Origin of the sequence: Niallia sp. FSL R7-0271 (assembly GCF_038005785.1) — a bacterium.
GTDB lineage: Bacteria > Bacillota > Bacilli > Bacillales > Cytobacillaceae > Niallia.
The window spans coordinates 1-18,383 of sequence record NZ_JBBOTZ010000002.1; the positions used below are offsets into that span (position 1 = coordinate 1).

15 protein-coding genes and 1 riboswitch are annotated in these 18,383 nt (G+C 37.5%); of the genes, 4 read left to right on the forward strand and 11 right to left on the reverse strand.

The window, feature by feature from the left end; translation table 11 throughout:
* On the reverse strand, nt 1-1,089 hold a 1,089-nt coding region (locus MKX82_RS20040; protein WP_341079636.1), incomplete at its 3' end, for a cytochrome ubiquinol oxidase subunit I.
* A 438-nt stretch (nt 1,090-1,527) separates the two neighbouring features.
* Here MKX82_RS20040 and MKX82_RS20045 point away from each other — a divergent pair.
* Nucleotides 1,528-1,986, forward strand: a complete 459-nt coding sequence (locus tag MKX82_RS20045) for a DUF2262 domain-containing protein (protein WP_251646717.1) — start codon at nt 1,528-1,530, stop codon at nt 1,984-1,986.
* A 167-nt stretch (nt 1,987-2,153) separates the two neighbouring features.
* On the opposite strand, the gene MKX82_RS20050 is transcribed toward MKX82_RS20045, so the two are convergent.
* The 7 genes from MKX82_RS20050 to MKX82_RS20080 form a co-directional block, all read right to left on the reverse strand.
* The gene (locus MKX82_RS20050; protein WP_341079638.1) at nt 2,154-3,593 is read right to left on the reverse strand and encodes a glycoside hydrolase family 1 protein; all 1,440 of its coding nucleotides are present in this window, start codon (nt 3,591-3,593) and stop codon (nt 2,154-2,156) included.
* Nucleotides 3,594-3,656: 63 nt separating this feature from the next.
* Entirely contained in the window at nt 3,657-5,522 is a 1,866-nt protein-coding gene (locus MKX82_RS20055; RefSeq protein WP_341079640.1) for a beta-glucoside-specific PTS transporter subunit IIABC, read from the reverse strand.
* A 126-nt stretch (nt 5,523-5,648) separates the two neighbouring features.
* Nucleotides 5,649-6,491: a BglG family transcription antiterminator LicT gene (licT, locus tag MKX82_RS20060; RefSeq protein ID WP_237943160.1), complete on the reverse strand. Its 843-nt coding sequence runs from the start codon at nt 6,489-6,491 to the stop codon at nt 5,649-5,651.
* A 181-nt stretch (nt 6,492-6,672) separates the two neighbouring features.
* A complete protein-coding gene (locus tag MKX82_RS20065; RefSeq protein WP_341079647.1) occupies nt 6,673-7,518 on the reverse strand; it encodes a hypothetical protein in 846 nt (281 codons plus the stop codon).
* A gap of 335 nt (nt 7,519-7,853) precedes the next feature.
* Entirely contained in the window at nt 7,854-8,051 is a 198-nt protein-coding gene (locus tag MKX82_RS20070) for a hypothetical protein (protein ID WP_341079649.1), read from the reverse strand.
* A gap of 223 nt (nt 8,052-8,274) precedes the next feature.
* Nucleotides 8,275-9,264 carry an aromatic ring-hydroxylating dioxygenase subunit alpha gene (locus MKX82_RS20075; protein WP_233314890.1) on the reverse strand — a complete coding sequence of 330 codons (990 nt, stop codon included), beginning with the start codon at nt 9,262-9,264 and terminating at the stop codon, nt 8,275-8,277.
* 22 nt (nt 9,265-9,286) lie between these two features.
* Nucleotides 9,287-10,630, reverse strand: coding sequence for a nucleobase:cation symporter-2 family protein (locus MKX82_RS20080; RefSeq protein WP_233314889.1), 1,344 nt, complete (start codon nt 10,628-10,630; stop codon nt 9,287-9,289).
* Nucleotides 10,631-10,784: 154 nt separating this feature from the next.
* Nucleotides 10,785-10,886, reverse strand: a riboswitch (purine riboswitch).
* Between the two features lie 168 nt (nt 10,887-11,054).
* Between MKX82_RS20080 and guaD the strand changes: the two genes are divergently transcribed.
* Nucleotides 11,055-12,419, forward strand: coding sequence for a guanine deaminase (gene guaD, locus MKX82_RS20085; RefSeq protein ID WP_341081552.1), 1,365 nt, complete (start codon nt 11,055-11,057; stop codon nt 12,417-12,419).
* A 168-nt stretch (nt 12,420-12,587) separates the two neighbouring features.
* Here the strand turns inward: guaD and MKX82_RS20090 are convergent, their stop codons facing one another.
* From MKX82_RS20090 to MKX82_RS20100, 3 genes are read right to left on the reverse strand one after another with little or no spacing between them, the layout of a single operon-like run.
* Nucleotides 12,588-13,760 carry an amidohydrolase gene (locus tag MKX82_RS20090; RefSeq protein WP_341079654.1) on the reverse strand — a complete coding sequence of 391 codons (1,173 nt, stop codon included), beginning with the start codon at nt 13,758-13,760 and terminating at the stop codon, nt 12,588-12,590.
* Nucleotides 13,761-13,805: 45 nt separating this feature from the next.
* Nucleotides 13,806-14,138 carry a hypothetical protein gene (locus tag MKX82_RS20095; RefSeq protein WP_233314887.1) on the reverse strand — a complete coding sequence of 111 codons (333 nt, stop codon included), beginning with the start codon at nt 14,136-14,138 and terminating at the stop codon, nt 13,806-13,808.
* Nucleotides 14,139-14,163: 25 nt separating this feature from the next.
* Entirely contained in the window at nt 14,164-15,498 is a 1,335-nt protein-coding gene (locus MKX82_RS20100) for an LLM class flavin-dependent oxidoreductase (protein WP_341081554.1), read from the reverse strand.
* A gap of 292 nt (nt 15,499-15,790) precedes the next feature.
* On the opposite strand from MKX82_RS20100, the gene MKX82_RS20105 reads away from it, so the two are divergent.
* On the forward strand, nt 15,791-17,341 hold the full coding sequence (locus MKX82_RS20105) for an ABC transporter substrate-binding protein (protein WP_341079656.1): 1,551 nt from the start codon (nt 15,791-15,793) through the stop codon (nt 17,339-17,341).
* An 84-nt stretch (nt 17,342-17,425) separates the two neighbouring features.
* Entirely contained in the window at nt 17,426-18,379 is a 954-nt protein-coding gene (locus MKX82_RS20110) for an ABC transporter permease (RefSeq protein ID WP_341079658.1), read from the forward strand.
* The last annotated feature ends 4 nt before the right edge of the window (nt 18,380-18,383 follow it).

The window sequence follows — 18,383 nt, forward strand, 5'->3', positions numbered from 1 at the left end:
GCCTCCTAAAGCGAGTAACCATAATACAAACTTGTTATGGACATCCCATCGTTTAAATCTACTTAACACTAGATATAGGAATGAAATTCCTAATAAGAAAAAGCCAATCATAACCATCAAATCAAACAAATAGTGAATGATTAATGGTGGTCGCTCACCTTCTGGGGTTTCCTCAAGTCCTAGTACCTCACTCGTAAAATCACCATGAGCTAAAAAGCTTAGAAAACCTGGGACTCGAATAGCTCCAACGACTTCATTGTCTTCATTTAACCATCCAAACAGAACTAGATCGGCATTTCCCTCTGTTTCAAAGTGCCACTCTGCAGCTGCTAATTTTTCTGACTGGTGCTTAGCTAGATACTTTGCTGATAAATCTCCACCTATTGCAGTTAGCATAGAGAACACAAACATAGAAATAACAGTCATTTTTAATGCTTTCTTATGATATTCTGCAGCACCTTTCTTTTTTAATAGTGCAAACGCAGCAATGGTAGCTAAAATTGCAGCAACTGTTAAATATGAACCTCCTAAGACGTGAAAAACTCTTGTTGGAGTTGACGGGTTTAACATTGCTTGCAATGGATTTACAGCAGTAAACTCACCATTCACCATTGTAAATCCGTCTGGTGAATTCATAAATGAATTCACTGTACTAATGAATACTGCGGACATACCTGCACCGATGATGACAGGTAAAGATAATAACCAGTGTGTATATTTCCCTTTAAATCGGTCCCAAGTATATAAATAAATCCCCAGGAAAATTGCTTCAAAGAAAAATGCAAAGACTTCCATAAACAGCGGCAATGCAATTACATTACCTGCAAGCTCCATAAAGTTAGGCCATACTAACGATAGCTGTAAGGCTATAGCCGTCCCTGTAACCACACCTATAGCTACAGATATTACAAAACCACGGGACCAGCGTTTAGCTAATAATTCATAATGTTTGTCTTTCTTTTTAATTCCAATAAATTCAGCTAAAGAAATAAATAATGGTACTCCTACACCTAATGTAGCAAAAACAATATGAAAAATTAGAGTCATAGCAGTAATTAATCTGCTTACCGTAACTGTATCAAACTCCATTTTCACCCTCCTCAAAATGTAATTTTATGTGAAATAATGAACAAGTTATTGCATACTTTGTTACTCTTTGCACAATAAAATGTATCATTCCTTCATTTTCATTTAAAAAACCACATATCCACCTTTTTAATTCATCGTAGTATATGTATTTCTTTTTCTATTTCCACTATATTTATAATGTTAACATGGATTTCTATAAAAATTTATGTCCATTTTTCGAAGGATTTTTTTCCCAAATGACAATATTTAAATAACATATTATTTCGAATTATTAATTTAAAGTTCTGAGAGAGAATAATGTTGATTTTCCTTTTTTAACTATCGGGTTAGTTAGTGGAAGAAGGGTTAATTAATTTCTATAATGAATTAGAGATAAAAAAGCAAGAAAATAATAATGTAATTAATAGAGGATTATGTTAATAGAAAGGTGCTAGGAGAATGAAAAAATCAATACAAAGTAGATTCATTGGAGTGTTTACATATAATGACGATTTAAAAGTATATGAGGCAAACGAAGGGAAAATACATTGGAAATTAGATATAAGAAATGAATTAGTTGATGTAGATGAGATGTTGAAAAAAGCAGAAAAACTTTTTTCATGTATAGAAGAATTTGATAAAAATGCAAAAGTATCCATAGCAGAGAAATTGATTGATTATAAAAATGATTTTTGGCCCGAGTATGATGAGGATGATGAAAATTTAAATTGGGATGCTGTAGATGCAGGGGAATATGATATAACAAAAGAAAATTTTCAGGAAGCAATTACCCTTTATGACATCGAAATTAGAGCAAATGAAATTTACTGTGAATATGATGATGGAGATTTATTTGTTGGGCATAGAATACATGCTTACTTTGATAATAATTATGTGTTATTAAGGGCTGATGTATAGAAATAATTTGATTTTTAAATTTTTTTGTGACAAACACTAAATTCTTGGTCTTTTCTATTAAAATAAACATCAAAAATGACCTTTATCAGAGCCAATTTAATAGATTTTACCAATAATCCTTTTAAACAAACAAAAAGCATGAGAACAAGTCTCATGCTTCCTTAATGTTATAGCTCTTCCCCATTTGTTGCAATTACATTTTTGTACCAGTCAAATGATTTTTTCTTGCTGCGTTCTAATGTTCCGCTGCCGTCGTCATGCTTGTCAACGTAAATAAAACCGTAGCGTTTAGACATTTCGCCTGTTGATGCACTTACTAGGTCGATACAGCCCCATGGTGTATAACCCATTAGCTCTACTCCATCTTGAACTGCCTCTCCCATTGCTTTTATATGTTCACGCAAGTAATCAATGCGGTAATCATCGTTAATCGTTCCGTCTGCTTCTACTTTATCATAAGCACCTAAACCATTTTCGACAACGAATAGAGGTTTTTCATAACGATCATATAGTTGGTTTAGAGAAATTCTTAATCCAGTTGGATCAATTTCCCAGCCCCAATCACTTGCTTTCAAGAAGGAATTTTTTATTCCGCCTAGGATGTTACCTTGGCCCACTTCTTCTGGTTTCTTGCCTTTCTTTTCTGTACGAGACATATAGTAGCTGAGTGCAACATAGTCAACTGTATGCTCCTTAATTAGCTCTAAGTCGCCTTCTTTAATATCTAGTTCAATTCCATGTTCTTTAAAATAGCGCTTAATGAATGCTGGATAATGACCACGCACTTGCACATCTCCACAGAAGTAGTTGAAGATTTGTTCTTCTTGCAATGCGAATAGAACGTTCTCTGGGTTTGAATCTACAGAGTAAGTTGGCAGGTAAACAAGCATGCAGCCAATTTGTGCACCTGGAATGATTTCATGACAAAGCTGAACCGCTCTTGCACTTGCTACAAATTGATGGTGATATGCTTGGAATGTTGGCTGGTAGCGGTCTTCTTCACTTTGAATCGCAAATCCTAAACCAAGGATTGGCATATGTAGACTGCTGTTAATTTCATTGAATGTCATCCAGTATTTTACTTTATCTTTGTAACGGTTGAATAGTACTGTTACATATCTCTCAAAGAATGTTACTAACTCACGGCTTCTCCAACCACCGTATTCTTTTACTAGATGAATTGGCAATTCATAGTGAGAAATTGTCACAACTGGCTCAATATTGTATTTTAATAGCTCATCAAACACTCGATCATAGAATGCTAAGCCTTCTTCGTTTGGCGTAAGTTCATTGCCATTAGGAAAGATTCTGGACCAAGCGATGGACATACGGAAAGTTTTGAATCCCATTTCAGCGAAAAGGGCAATATCCTCTTTGTAACGGTGGTAAAAGTCAATTGCTTCATGGTTTGGGTACGTATATTTCTCTGTGTCTAGTTCAAAATCAAAGCCTGGATCTGAAAGCACTTTTAATCGAACTTTCCCGCCTGGAAGCACGTCTGGTGTGTTTAAGCCTTTTCCACCTTCATTTGAGGCACCTTCTAATTGGTTTGCTGCAGTTGCTCCTCCCCAAAGAAATCCTTCTGGGAACTTAAATGTTGATGTCATGTTTGTTTCCTCCTTTATATGAAGGAGAGAATAGTGTATCACTCTCTCCTTATTCACATTGCTTTAAACGATAACCGTTAATAGTTTTTCGGATTGGACAATATTTTCTTCACTTGTTCCAACGACTTCTACATACTCACTTGTATTAGTAACAATCACTGGCGTTGTTACTGGATAACCAGCTTCTTTAATTTTCTCAATATCAAACTCTACTAACAGATCGCCTTGCTTTACTACATCATCTTGCTTAACATGCGGTGTATAGTATTGACCATTCAATTGAACAGTATTGATGCCTATATGAATTAATATTTCTGCTCCATCTGTTGAAGTAATACCTATCGCATGACCTGTCGGGAAAACGGTCGTAATCGTTCCATTTACTGGTGAAATAGCTTTTCCAACTGTTGGCTCAATCGCTATTCCTTTCCCCATTGCTTCTGAAGCAAATACAACATCGTCTACTTCTGATAATGGCAGTACCGTTCCTGTTAATGGGCTAGAAATTACTTCTTGTTTTATAAGCGGTTGTGCTTTTTCTTCTACTTTTTCTGCTTCTTTTTCAACTGGTTCATTCGATGCTTCTTCGTTCTTCTTTTTATCTTCAAAACCAAGCACTAGTACTAATACTAAAGCAATTACAAATGCAATGATCATTGGAATAATAAATGACACAATTGGTGTGTAAGCTGGAATTGTTAAGAAAGCTGGAAACGCAAAGGACATAGCTTTATTACCAAGAGCGCCACTTATTCCTCCTCCGATTGCACCAGCAATGGCAACGAAAGGAATTGTTCGTTTATTACGCAGCAGCAGTCCATAGATAATTGGCTCTGTTACACCTGCTAATGCTGCTGGTAAAAAAGTAGAACCAGCAACAGTTTTTACCTTCTTGTCTTTTGACTTTAAGAATATCCCCACTGCTAATCCCATTTGGGCAAACACAGCGGCGGAAAGCATAGCCATTAATGGATCATATCCTTCTGCTAAATTCTGCAGGATAAGCGGCACAAGGCCCCAGTGTAGTCCAAGTATTGTTAAGAAAGTCCAGCCTGCACCCATAACGGCACCTGCTAACCAACCACTCTTCGAACTTAAGAAGCTGATACCATCACCAATCCAGTTTCCTACATACACCCCAAATGGACCGAATGCCAGCACAGTTAATGGCACAATAATCATTAATGAAAGCATCGGCACCAAGAATAGCTGCAAGTCTTTATGAATAATTTTCTTTAAGAATTTATCTAGTAGTGCATAAATACAAATAGCAATAAACACAGGGAATACAGTAGACGAATAATCCATTAGTACAACTGGAATTCCAAGGAAACTAGAAACATTACTTGTCTCTGTCATTAACCCCGTAAAGTTAGGCTCAAGTAATGCAGCCCCAATTGTTCCACCAACATAAGGATTTGCGCCAAGCTTAGTAGAAATTGTAATCCCTAAAAGAATCGGAAGGAAATAGAATACTGCATTTCCAGCCGCAGACAGAATAAAGTATGTCCCGCTTGTCTCTGATAATAACCCAGTCATTGTTAAGACTGTTAAGATTGCTTTTAACATACCTGCACCGGCAAGCGCTCCGATTAATGGAGAGAAACTTCGTGATATTACTTCAAAAATTTGCGCCCCAATGCCTTGTTTCGGTGCATTTTCAGATGTTTGCTCCGAACTGCCAATATTAGCGATCTTGTTTATTTCTTTATATACTTCCGGAACATGACTTCCAACAACCACTTGAAACTGTCCGCCACTTTCTACAACACTAAGCACCCCGTCTAAGTTTTGCAGTGCTTCTTTATTCGCCTTGCTGCTATCGTTTAATTTAAAACGTAAGCGTGTTGCACAGTGAACAAGGCTTGAGATATTTTCTTCTTTTCCGACTAAATCAACTATGTCGTTAGCAAGTTTATTGTAGCTCATTTTCTTTTCTCCTTTTTATTTAATACACTTATATTCATTTCCCTGTTGACGTGAAATTTTCCAACAAAAAAAACCTAAATCAAAACATCTCTGTTTGATTTAGGTTTTGCCCGCAAGGTTACAACCCTATTTGTCATTATTGCTTTTGACAACTCGTTCTATATGGATCGTTAAATAGATCATTTCTTCATCTGTTAACACATAAGTATACATGCTTTCGATAAATTTCTTTATTTTCAGCGCACATTTATGTGCTTCCGGGTATTTCATCTGAATTACTTGATATAAATCATCATCTGTAGAGCTGTTATAGTGATTTCCTTTCACTAAACGCTGCGCAAAAAACTTGAGATGGGTAATAAATCGATAGAAATGCAGGGAATTCTCATTGAAATCAATTTTAAAGTGATACCTGACAAGTGTTAAAATTTCCTGCATAATCTTTGTCATATCATGAACAACTGGCATCTCTTCATTCAATTCAGCGTTGATGAAGTGAAGTGCCAAGAAGCCTGCTTCATCTTCTGGCAATATTACACCAAATTGATCACAAATCATATTCAATGCTTCTAATCCTACCTCATACTCATCTCTATACAGCTGTCTGATTTCCCATAGTAATCCGTTTTTTATAGGAAGGTGGTTCTTAAATCGATCCACTGCATAATAAATATGGTCCGTTAAATGAATATAAATGCTTTCGTTTAATTTCTTACCCAGCTTCATCTTCGCATATGCAATAATCTTCTCCGATAATTGCATATATTCAATCGGCATATCAGCAATCAAGGTTTTGAATTTCGTCATTATATCTTCGTTTTCTAAAGTGAAAATCTTATCGATTTGTTCTTCATCTATAAGATCACCAGCCCGCTTTTGAAAAGCTATTCCACGACCAATGATGATAATTTCTTGATTATCTTTTACAGAGATAACTGCATTATTGTTTAATATTTTCTCGATGTTCACTTTATTACCCTCCGATATATAGAGAAAAAGGCAAAACCCACCCTTTAAAAATAAGGTAATCGGTTTTGCCTGATTTAACAGTTACAATCCGTTCTGTATACGCTTCCTACATCTTATCAAATAATAATAAAAATAGCAAGTTAATTTTTATCAAGGGTACTTTAGCTCATTATTTTCCATATTAAAGAATGACTTTCCTAGCCTGTAAGAAGGCTTGGTTATTCTGAATCGTAACGTCTACATCGTAGTAACCACTTTCAAAAGAAGAGCATTTATAATCACCTGAACATCCTGTTACAAAGAATGGAGTATTAGGAAAATTGGAATGGATATTGGTTAGCTTGGAATAAAAAACATGGGCGTGATGTGTAAAGATCCCGAGGATTCTATTTCTAACATTGGCAGGAATGGCATTAAAAAAACGGTCCGTTTCTTGTCGGCTCACCACATGATCTGAGCTGACAGTATTATAAATTCCTGGTACATAAAGCGGCCAATGAGTATCGATAATATAGTAATGATTGTTATCCAGATTATTTAGGAGGTCAATGCTGTCTTGGCTGAATGTTCCCGTACCATTATCGAGCCAAACATGCTGCACTAACCCTTGAGTCCTTGGAATACTCACTCTGCCTGTTAACGGGTTAAAATATTGCAGAAATAAACTTCTGCTGTCATTCCTGCTAGTATCTTCCCAGTTTCCTATCGACGTTCGGTAATATATATTTTTAGGTCCCAGATTATGGTCAACAATATTTTTAAACTGCTGATAATAACTTCGCGCTTCTGCTGTTGTAAAAGCTCCTAAAGCATGGGCGTTGTCTCCACCAAAAATGACATATCTTTTGTTCCCAGTGCTTAAAACGCGGGGGAGGAAGTTATTAAAAATACTTTGGCTATTTAAATAGCCTACATGACTATCGCCAATAACTGCTATGTTGACATTATATCCGGATGAAGCCTGTAAATTAGACTGTGTTAATATACTAGGGTTAGAGGCAGAATTACCCCTTCTTTTCTTATTCATTTTCATCACACTCTTTTTCATTATCTTCCTATATGATATTCAGTAATTTATAGTGTGCTTGTACACTTTTAAATACCTTCCCACAGCAAAATATATTCTGTGTGATATAAAGAAATATTTTTCAATATAGTTGATAATTTTGAAAGATTACTAATACTTTCATCCTTTGTAAAAGTGTTATCGAAATGAGGGAGTGTATATTCGTCTAAATTACGAGCCATAGCTATTAACTGATTCATTATGTCTGCTAATGTTTTAAAAGAAGAAGCAGTTATTATACAGATTCCTGCTAAAGCAATTCCTTTTTCTGTTGCTATCTTATTATGGAAATTATTTTAAAAATTTAAGTCATTTACAGCTAATTGCTCGAATTCTTTACTATCCGGATAAAATACTGGGATAGTACTGATTAGTTCCGTTTGACGAGGATGAGCCTCTCCTACATAACACAAAAAATCATCGTGAATATAAATAATGTCTATTATTTTATTTTTTGGTGTATGTAAAACTTTGATTTCATGAAAGTAAGTCATAAGCGAAAGCTCCGGACTTATTTAATCTTAACAGCATAACAAGGATGAACTACTTTAATGCTAGTCTATAAATCCTTTGCAAAGCTTTCCATGATTATGCCACTAATAACACTTGTAATAAAGTTCTAGGAACAATTCTCCCATTCAAAAAAGCACGGGTTTCCCCGTGCTTAAAAGTGTATTAAGTTTAAAGTACTCCTGCAGCGGAAATCAATATCCCAGGCTACACTCTCACATGAACGGGTGTAGTCCCATTTTCCACACCTAACTGATTCAGCCATCTGCGATAAGCTATCGTTAGGGCATCTGATTTAAGATGCAGTTCTGCTTGTAAATCCAACGGAAGCAGTTCTGGCTTTTGGCTTTGTACAATATCTAAATCTTGATAAAAGATAGTGTCTTGGAACTCAACAAATGGTTCGTCAGGCATATCTAAATCATAGTTTCTTGTTAACAGCATATATGCTTGTGATTGTTCATTATCTACTTGATTAACAATCAGTAAAATAGTTAATGCATCGTCTGAGCCTTCTGATGTCTTCGTAAAACGAGCTGTTGTTGGATTTAAGATTTCGTATACATAATCTGCATAGCCACCCTTTGAACGTCCGTCAGGATTTGGCTGATAAACAGGAATTTTACTTGTAATATAGCGATTATCGATAAATTCTACTTTATAATCTACTACTTCCGCATGTTCCTCGTCTCCAAGTAAACCTTCATGTACGAACATAAGATGTGAAACATCAAGAAAGTTCTCAATAATTCTTGGTGCATTTGCTCCTACATCATAAGGACCACAGATGACAGTACGATGATTCTCCATGTTGAATTCTGGATAAGAAATAAGCGGAGCTGGATTGTCACCTAAATTAACCCAGATTAGACCAAGATATTCTTCACAATGATATACAGTTGCTTTTGCCTTCTTTGGAATAGCTCTTCCATTTGGAAGGGCTGGAATCTTTACACAGGCTCCAACACAATCATATTCCCACGCATGGTAAGCGCACACTAAATTTCCGTTTTTTACCTTTCCGAGCGAAAGGGCAGCGCCGCGGTGGATACATAAATCCTTAAAGGCATGAACTCCCTTTTCATTGCGGAAAATAGCGACTCTTTCTCCAAGTACAAATACTTGTTTTGGATCTTCTAATAATTCCTCTGCTTTACATACTGGATGCCATTCATTCCATAATCTATCTTGTTGCATTGTGTAAGACTCTCCTCTTTTTCTAGTTTACGTTCATGGAAACATCATTAACTTTTACTTTATCGTCTTTTTTCTGTGGAAGCACTAGGTTCAGAACTAATGCAGCAATCGCTCCGATAGCTGTTCCAGATGATACAAAATAAGTAACGATTTCTGGCAATCCAGCTAACACATCTGCAGGCATTAATACAGCGAATAATGCAAGCATAATCGGCACACCGATAACAAGCATATTTCTTTCTGTAAATGCTTCATCTTTAATAACTTTAAAACCATTCATCATGATAACAACACATAAAATCGCAAACACACCATTAATTACTACACTTGGGATACAGGCAATTAAGCTTGTAAGCTTTGGCATCATGCCAAGCAGCACTAAGATTACTCCACCAACAATAATTGGTTTACGGCTTTTCACCCCAGTTATCGCGATAATACCTGCATTAGAAGAATAACCTGTTACAGGTGTCCCCCCAAAGAAGGAACCAACGAAACAGCCTAACCCTTCCCCAAGAGCGCCGCCATTTAATCGCTTTTCATCTAGCTCTTCTCCAGTTACTTTACTGACAGTAAACCATGTTCCAGTAGTTTCAATAGTTACAATAAAGTAAACAACGACCATTACTAGAATGGCATGCAGATTAAACTCTGGCATACCGAAAGAAAATAGACCTGGCATTTGGAACCATGCTGCTTGCTTTAACGAATCAAAATGAACTAATCCAAAGAATGACGCAACAATAGAGCCAATAATAAGTGCTAAAACAACTGATACAATTTTAATATATCTCCATTTGGATTTAGCTTTTTCTCCGACATACATACAGAAGATAAGAACAGCCGCAGTAATGGTAGCTACTAGGATATTCTCTCCAAAGCTGCCTTCTGCTGTATAAATGGAGTTGATGGCACTCGGCATTAACGAAAGGCCAACAACCACTATAACCGTTCCTGCAACGATTGGCGGTATGATTTTTCTGACAACCTTGCTATAAACCTTGAGCGGATAACCTAATAAAGCAACAATTAATGCACCAGGAATTAAACTGCCAATCATGGCACCGATACCTGACGTTGTGCCAATCGCTGCTAATGCACTTAATGGGACAAAAGACGGCCCTTGCATAACTGGAAGCCTCATGGCAAATCCTGCTTGAATAATCGTGGCAATTCCGCATGCGATAAACGTCATTTGAATCAATAAGGCACTATCTGATACGGAAAAAGAAAGTAACCCGGCCAAAATAATTGGCGGAATAAATAAATCCATTGCTAATACTTGCTGTAAACCTAGAAAAATCGACTTGCCAACGGAAATTTTTTCTTTTTGTTCCGTGATAGTCTCCTTCATCTCTTTTTCCATTTCCCCATTCCCCCTATAGGTTATTAGACATTCATATAATCAAAAGTTTCTACCAGCAAAAAAGCTCGAAATACATACTTTTCCAGACAACAGAAAAGCATGTACTTCGAGCTTCATAGTTCAAAGTATCAAAAGAATAGACCTATATTCATAAGCCATTCTTTTAGCTTTTCATAGTCAGTTTATTTACGGTAAACAGGTAGAAACTTGTAGGCCATATCCCCACGATTATATGAAAAACACTATTTAATTTTGGTTTGTTATTACAATACCACGAAATTTATTAAGTTCAAGATATTTTTCAAAAATAATTTTTCTTGTTTCTTTAAATCTAGCAAAGCGATATGATTTTCTGTAGACTAGCTACTAATCATCCATTACAATGTTTATATTAACATAAAACACGAACAATAGGAAGGTGTTTATTATTAATTATACGTATATTTTTCACGGCACTGCATTCACTAGTTATTCTCCTAAAAAAGTAAATATCTTGAAAAACCATCTCTTCTTTGTAAATGCTGAAGGCTTAATCGAAAAGATTGTTAGCCCTGAAGAAGAGGATTATGCTTCCCTTTTAACTGCACACAAAGAAGATGCCAACTTTCGGCAATTAGATGAAGGCCAATATTTTTTACCTGGTTTTGTCGACTTACATGTTCACGCTCCGCAGTGGGCACAATCAGGGACTGCCCTTGATCTCCCGCTATATGATTGGCTGCATACGTATACTTTCCCCCTTGAAGCAAAATATGCAGATTTATCATTTGCTGAGACAGTATATGAAGATTTAGTTAGCACCTTACTCGCCAATGGAACTACAACTGTGCTTTATTTCGCGACAGTTCACAAAGAAGCAAGCTTATTATTAGCAGAGATTTGTGCAAAAAAAGGACAACGAGGCCTTGTAGGAAAAGTAGTGATGGATGATCCAGAACAAAATCCTCTCTATTACCGTGATGCTGATACAGAAACAGCTCTTAAAGATACAGAGGAGTTTATCCTTGCCGTACAGGAATTAGCCAAAGATGTGAAGCAAGGCGTCTACCCTGTTGTTACACCTCGCTTTATACCAAGCTGTTCAGACGAAGCGTTGAAAGGACTAGGTGATTTGGCTGCTAAATATGACACTCATATACAGTCCCATTGCAGTGAAAGTGATTGGGCACACCAATATGTAAAAGATAGATTGCAAAAAAATGACGCTTTTGCACTTAATGATTTTGGATTGCTAGGCGAAAAATCAGTTATGGCTCACTGCAATTTCCTTGATGACAACGATGCTGCATTGTTTGCAAGCACCGGCACTGCCATTAGTCATTGTCCATTATCGAACGCATATTTCGCCAACAGTGTCTTACCTTTAAAACGATTTCAAGCAATGGGAATTGATATTGGCCTTGGAACCGATATTTCAGCAGGCGCAACGCCAAGTATTTATGACAATGCAAAGCAAGCAGTCGTCTCGTCTCGCATGCTAGAAGATGGTGTCAGCACTGCACTTTCTGCAGAAGAGCGCGGTGTGCCAGATTCTCGCATTTCCATTCATGAAGCCTTTTATTTAGCTACGGCTGGCGGTGGTGAAAGCTTAAGTCTGCCTATTGGAAAAATAGCAGAAAACTATTCGTGGGACATTCAAATTATTGATACAAAAGCGCCCGCAGCTAAGCTTCCTATTTTTAATTCAGAGGAAGAATTAGATGATATTTTCCAAAAAATACTATACCTTGTTCGCCCAGAAAACATTAAAGAAGTGTGGGTCCAAGGAGAGAAGGTTCATTCACGTTAGTAATAGAATTAGCAAAACACGAACATTCATTATCACTTGCCTGTGTTATGGGATGAGACTTCACCCCGTAAAAATAAAAAAAGAAGACAACTCTTTAATAATAGAGAGTTTGTCTTCCGTTTGAAAGGACTCTTCATAGGGTCCTTTTAAGCTTATAATCTACTTCCATCAGCTAGATTTTTTTGCGAAATTTTCTGCATAAATCTTATTTAACGCCTGTTCTGCAAGATCTGCAAAGTAATAAGCCGCCGGCAATATCGCTTCTTCATTCAGTGTATATTTTGGATGATGGAGACCATATTCACCAGATACGCCGATATTAACAAAAGCACCACGAATTAATTGCTGGTAAAAGGAAAAATCCTCTCCTCCTGATGTTGGTTCAACTTCGACTACTTTATAGCCATTTGTTTTTGCAATATGGCTCGCAAAGTTGGTCCATTCTGGGTCATTATTAACAGATGGCGGGCCAGCATGCCAGATTAGTTCCCCTTTTGCGCCATATGTTTCTGTTATTCCTTTAATGACTCGCTCGATTTTTTTTCGTATCGTTTCGCGAATATCTTCCTTAAATGTCCTTACAGTGCCTTCTAAGTAAACTGTCTCAGGAATTACATTCCAAGTGTTGCCGCCGCGGATTTGTGTGACGCTGATAACGGCTGTTTCACTCGGCTTCGTTTCTCTGCTTATAACTGCTTGTAATCTTGAAATAATTTCAGCAGCAATTACGATAGGATCAATACCTTCATGTGGTCTTGCAGCATGACTGCCTTTTCCCTTTATGTTAATTTCGAACCGGTCAACTCCCGCTGTTAACACGCCTTCCTTTACACCAAGGACACCGACCTCACTAAGCGGGTCATTGTGTAGGCCAAATATTGCCTCCACTGCGTTCAAACCGCCTGAATTTATAATAGATTTGGCACCATGGCCAGTTTCTTCAGCCGGCTGGAAGATAATTCTGACTGTTCCCCGCAATCTGTCCTGCCTGTTTTTCAGCAAATAAGCGGCTCCAATTATAACAGCTGTATGGAAATCATGGCCGCATGCATGCATTACACCAGGAATAGTAGATTGGAATGAGCTGACAGCTTCCTCATTAATTGGCAAAGCATCAATATCAGCCCTGATAGCAACAACCGGCCCATCAGACTTTCCTTTAACTTCGCCAATGATACCTGTTTGCAATGGTACATCCAGCACGGAAATTCCTGCGTTTTCCAGCCATTTCTTTATCTTCTTGGAAGTTTCTATTTCTTGGTTAGAAAGTTCAGGTTCAGCATGAAGATTCCTGCGAACATCAATTAAATGACTTTCCAGTTCATTCTTATTATCGCTCACTATATTTAATCCCAATTTTCATCCTCCCTTTCCGATAAGCTGCTTTTAAGATTCCTCCAGAAATTGCTTAAGTGATTTAACTAACCCGCCGCTCCCAAATTTGACATACTTGCTGTCTGTTTGGAATTGCTCTTGTTCCCACAAATATTCTAAGTAAGCAATAACATGAATCCGTCTGCTGATGATATTATGAATTCCGTGTGAATAAAACCATTCATCAATTGTATGGTAAATCCCTTTATTTATTTTGTATTTTTCATTGCACCATTGAAAGAACCGAACTTCGGGAAAATGAAGATATTCACAATGAGCAAATGCTTCCCTTTTCTTGATTCGAAATACTTTTTTTGAGACGACAAGCCCATAATCCAGCAGCATGTGAATTCCTTCCTCCCCTGTAAGTTTATTTTTGATTAATTGGCTGTTTTTCGTATTGGCTATGCTTGTATGATAAACCTAAATTCTCGCGGAGCGTTGTACCAGTATACTCCTTATTGTAATAGCCCTTGCTTTCCAAAATTGGCAGGATGTGTTCAATCCAATCAGACAAACCGCTGCCAAGCACTGGGGCACCGTATATGAAGCCATCTGCAGCACCACCGTCAATCCAAGCAATCAGCTGGTCTGCCACTTGCTCATATGTTCCAAAAAAAGCGCTTTTCGGGGTTGTTACTTGCAGGGCAACCTCTCTTAATGATAGGCCATTTTCCTTCGCCAGTTTTTTGATGCCGTCTGTTGTAGAACGGAAGCTGTTTGCACCGATATCCCCAATTTCAGGAAAAGGCTCATCAAGAGGAAAGGCACTGAAATCGAAATGGTCAAAGAATCTTCCTAAGTAATTTAATGCTTCTTCTATGGATACAAGATTTTGAATAGCTGCATATTTTTCTTCCGCCTCTTCAATAGTTCTGCCTGCAATCGGGTGGATGCCAGGGAAGATTTTGATGTCATCCTTGCTTCTGCCAAGCTGCTCTGCCCGATTTTTCACGTCATCATAAAAAGCCTTAGCTTGTTCAAATGAATTCGAATTAGTAAAAACAGCATCAGCGTCCTTTGCAGCAAGGTATTTCCCTGCTTCAGATGAGCCAGCTTGAAAAATAACCGGCTGACCTTGCTTTGAACGTTCGATATTTAATGGACCTTTGACAGAGAAATGCTTGCCGGTATGATTTAAGGTATGCAATTTTTCTGGATCGAAAAACTGTCCCGTTGAGCGGTCTCTTACAAATGCGTCATCGTCCCACGAATCCCACAAGCCTTTGGCCACTTGCAAGTACTCTTCGGCAATTTCGTATCTTAACGCATGGTGAGGATGATCTGCTTTACTGTAATTTTCTGCTGATCCTTCTAATGGAGAAGTAACAACATTCCAGCCTGCTCTGCCGCCGCTCAGCTTATCTAACGAAGCAAACTGGCGAGCAATCGTGAATGGTTCACTATAAGAAGTAGATACTGTCCCGACTAAACCGATATTTTTAGTAATGGTGGCAAGCGCAGATAAAATCGTCAACGGCTCAAATCGGTTCAAGAAATGAGGAATCGATTTTTCATTAATATAAAGACCATCAGCAACAAAAGCGAACGTGAACCCAGCTTCTTCTGCCTGCTTAATGATAGATTGATAATATTCAATATTTACACTAGCGTCTGCAGGAACAGATTCATCTTTCCATGCGTTCATATGTCCTCCAGGGCCGTGCAGCATAACACCAAATTGAATTTGTTTTTTCTTTGTCATCATTCTCATCCTCCATTAGCTTTTTTTAAATACCAACAAATCTTGTAGGAATAGTTTTGATTATCATAAACCAAAAATTTGAAAATGTATAATTAGTATTTTTAAAGTCATGCTTTAATTTTATTAATACAGGTAACTAGACGGTTCTCAATTCCAAAAATTAGTATTTTTAAAGTCATTTATTAGTTTTTTTAATTTAACAAATCTTCTGTCAGATGTTAGCATAAGCACTAATCCTACAATACAAAGTTAAATAGTAGGAATTAAACTACACGCTACAGGGGGTATTACTTTGAAAAAAACAAAGTACAAATGGCTGTCATTATTACTTGTTGTATTCGTAATGGCTGGTTGCAGCAACAATACTGGCACAACAAGCAGTTCTGACAAAACGGACAATGAAGTTCAAGATGGAGGAACGTTGAATATCGCTTTTCAAAGTGAGCCTACCACACTTGATCCGCAAATCACCGGTAACTCTTCCGTAAAGGATGCAACAAGGAGTATCTATGAAAAGCTCGTTATTCTTGATGACAGCGGCAATGTTGTACCAGATTTAGCCGAAAAAATTGATGTAAGTGAAGATAAGAAAGTATATACATTCCAGTTGCGTAAAGGCGTAAAGTTTCATAATGGCCAAGAAATGTCGGCAGATGATGTAGAAGCGTCTATTAATAGATGGATTAAGCTTTCTTCTCTCGGCAAAACAAACTTTATTGGAGCAATCGTTAAAAAAACAGGCGATTATACAGTGGAGCTCCATTTAAAAACACCTAATGTAAATACGCTTGCACTGCTCGCCGATCCAATTCCCGCAGCCGTTATTATGCCTAAAGAAATTATTGAAAATGCGCCAGATGAAGGGGCAACAGAATATATAGGAACAGGACCATACAAAGTGAAGGAATGGAAACAAAATCAATATTTAGTTTTAGAAAAATTTGCTGACTACTCTTCAGATGGCAGAGAACTAAAAAAAGAACCACATCTAGATGAAATTAAAATCAGTTTTATTACCGATGAATCTACAAGAATCTCTGGATTGACAACTGGACAATTTGATATTGCATTAGGAATATCCAGTGATAATGCACAGCAAGTCGAAGGGGCACAGACTGCTACCCTTGAATCAGCGCCTGGCGGTTTCTTAGGTCTTTTTTATAATTCACAAGAAGGATTTTTCAAAGACTTAAACGCAAGAAAAGCAGTCAATGCGGTCATAAATGCTGAAGACATCCTGTCCAGCTCTTATGGAAGTTCTGATTTCTATGAGTTAACTTCTTCTATTGTTAATAAGCAATTCCCGAACTATTACAGTGAAGCTGGCAGTTCAGAATATAATCAGCATGATCAAGATAAAGCAAAGCAATATTTGAAAGAAGCTGGCTATAAAGGCGAAGAAATCAAGATTTTGACTTCCCGTGACTATCAGGATCAATATAATACCGCTGTGGTTGTCCAACAGGAATTAGAGGATATTGGTGTCAATGTAAAACTGGAAGTATATGATTGGGCAACATTCGGTGAAAAATTAACGGATACAAGTAGCTGGGATCTTTACCCTGTTGATTGGGCTGCACGCTCCACGATTTTCCAAGGCTTTTGGACTTCATATGGTGCGCCTGTTGAAGAATCAACTAAATATTTAGAAGCTATTAAGGCTGCTGACAATGTGGAGGACGCCAGACCTGCGATTGATGCTGCCCAAAAGTATGTGTGGGATACACTGCCATTTACTTTAATTGGACATAAAGTTGCCTTAAATGCTGTTACCAATAAAGTAGACGGCTATGAGTTCAATCTTGGACCTGTCTTTTATAATATCAGTCTAAAAAACAATTAATACAACTTAAGAAGCAAGACTTGTGCTTACTTACTCCTGTCTTGCTTCTTCCATTTTAATTATCAATTTTGAAAGGAAGATTTCATGGGCGGATATATTATAAGACGGCTTTTGTCACTCATTCCCGTACTGTTAGTCGTTGCTGTCGTTGTTTTTCTAATCATCCATATAACGCCAGGTAACCCTGCCATGATTATTTTAGGAGAAGGTGCAACTCCTGAGCAAATAGCAGAACTTAATCAAAAACTCGGTCTTGATAAACCGTTGTTGGCTCAATTTTTCATTTGGCTCACTAATATCGCACAAGGTGATCTTGGCACTTCTTATTTTCTCGGAAAGCCAGTTCTTACAGCATTTTTGGAAAATGCCGGTCCGACGCTTTCTCTCGCTGTTCTTTCCCAACTTATCGGTGTCAGCATCGCCCTTTTATTTGGGATTACTGCAGCTAAAAACCAAGGACGGGTTAAAGATGATTTGATTTCCGGAACTAGTTTAATCGGAATTTCGATACCTAGCTTTCTATTAGGCTCATTTCTGATTATGATTTTTGCGGTTCAGCTGAAAATCCTGCCAGTATCAGGCTATGCTCCTTTAGGTCAAGGAATCTGGGAGCATCTAAAGTATCTTATTTTGCCTTCGATAACTCTTGGAACGATTCAAGCCGCACTTATTACGAGAATGACAAGGTCCTCCCTTCTTGATACTTTATCGGAAAATTTCATCAAGACAGCAAAGGCGAAAGGTGTCAGTGAAAAGGCCATTTTGTTAAAGCATACTCTGAGGGTCGCCTTTCTCCCGATTTTAACTGTGATTGGCGAATCCTTCGCAGGGCTTGTCACTGGAGCTGCTGTTACCGAATCACTATTTAATATTCCCGGTCTTGGCCAGCTGATTGTCTCGTCCATTAATCGCCGTGATTATGCAGTCATACAAGGAGCTGTGTTGATGATAACAGTTGTCTATGTACTGATGAACCTGCTCGTTGATTTGTTATATGCCGTAATTGATCCACGGGTTCGGAATTCTTATCAAGTCTAAGAAA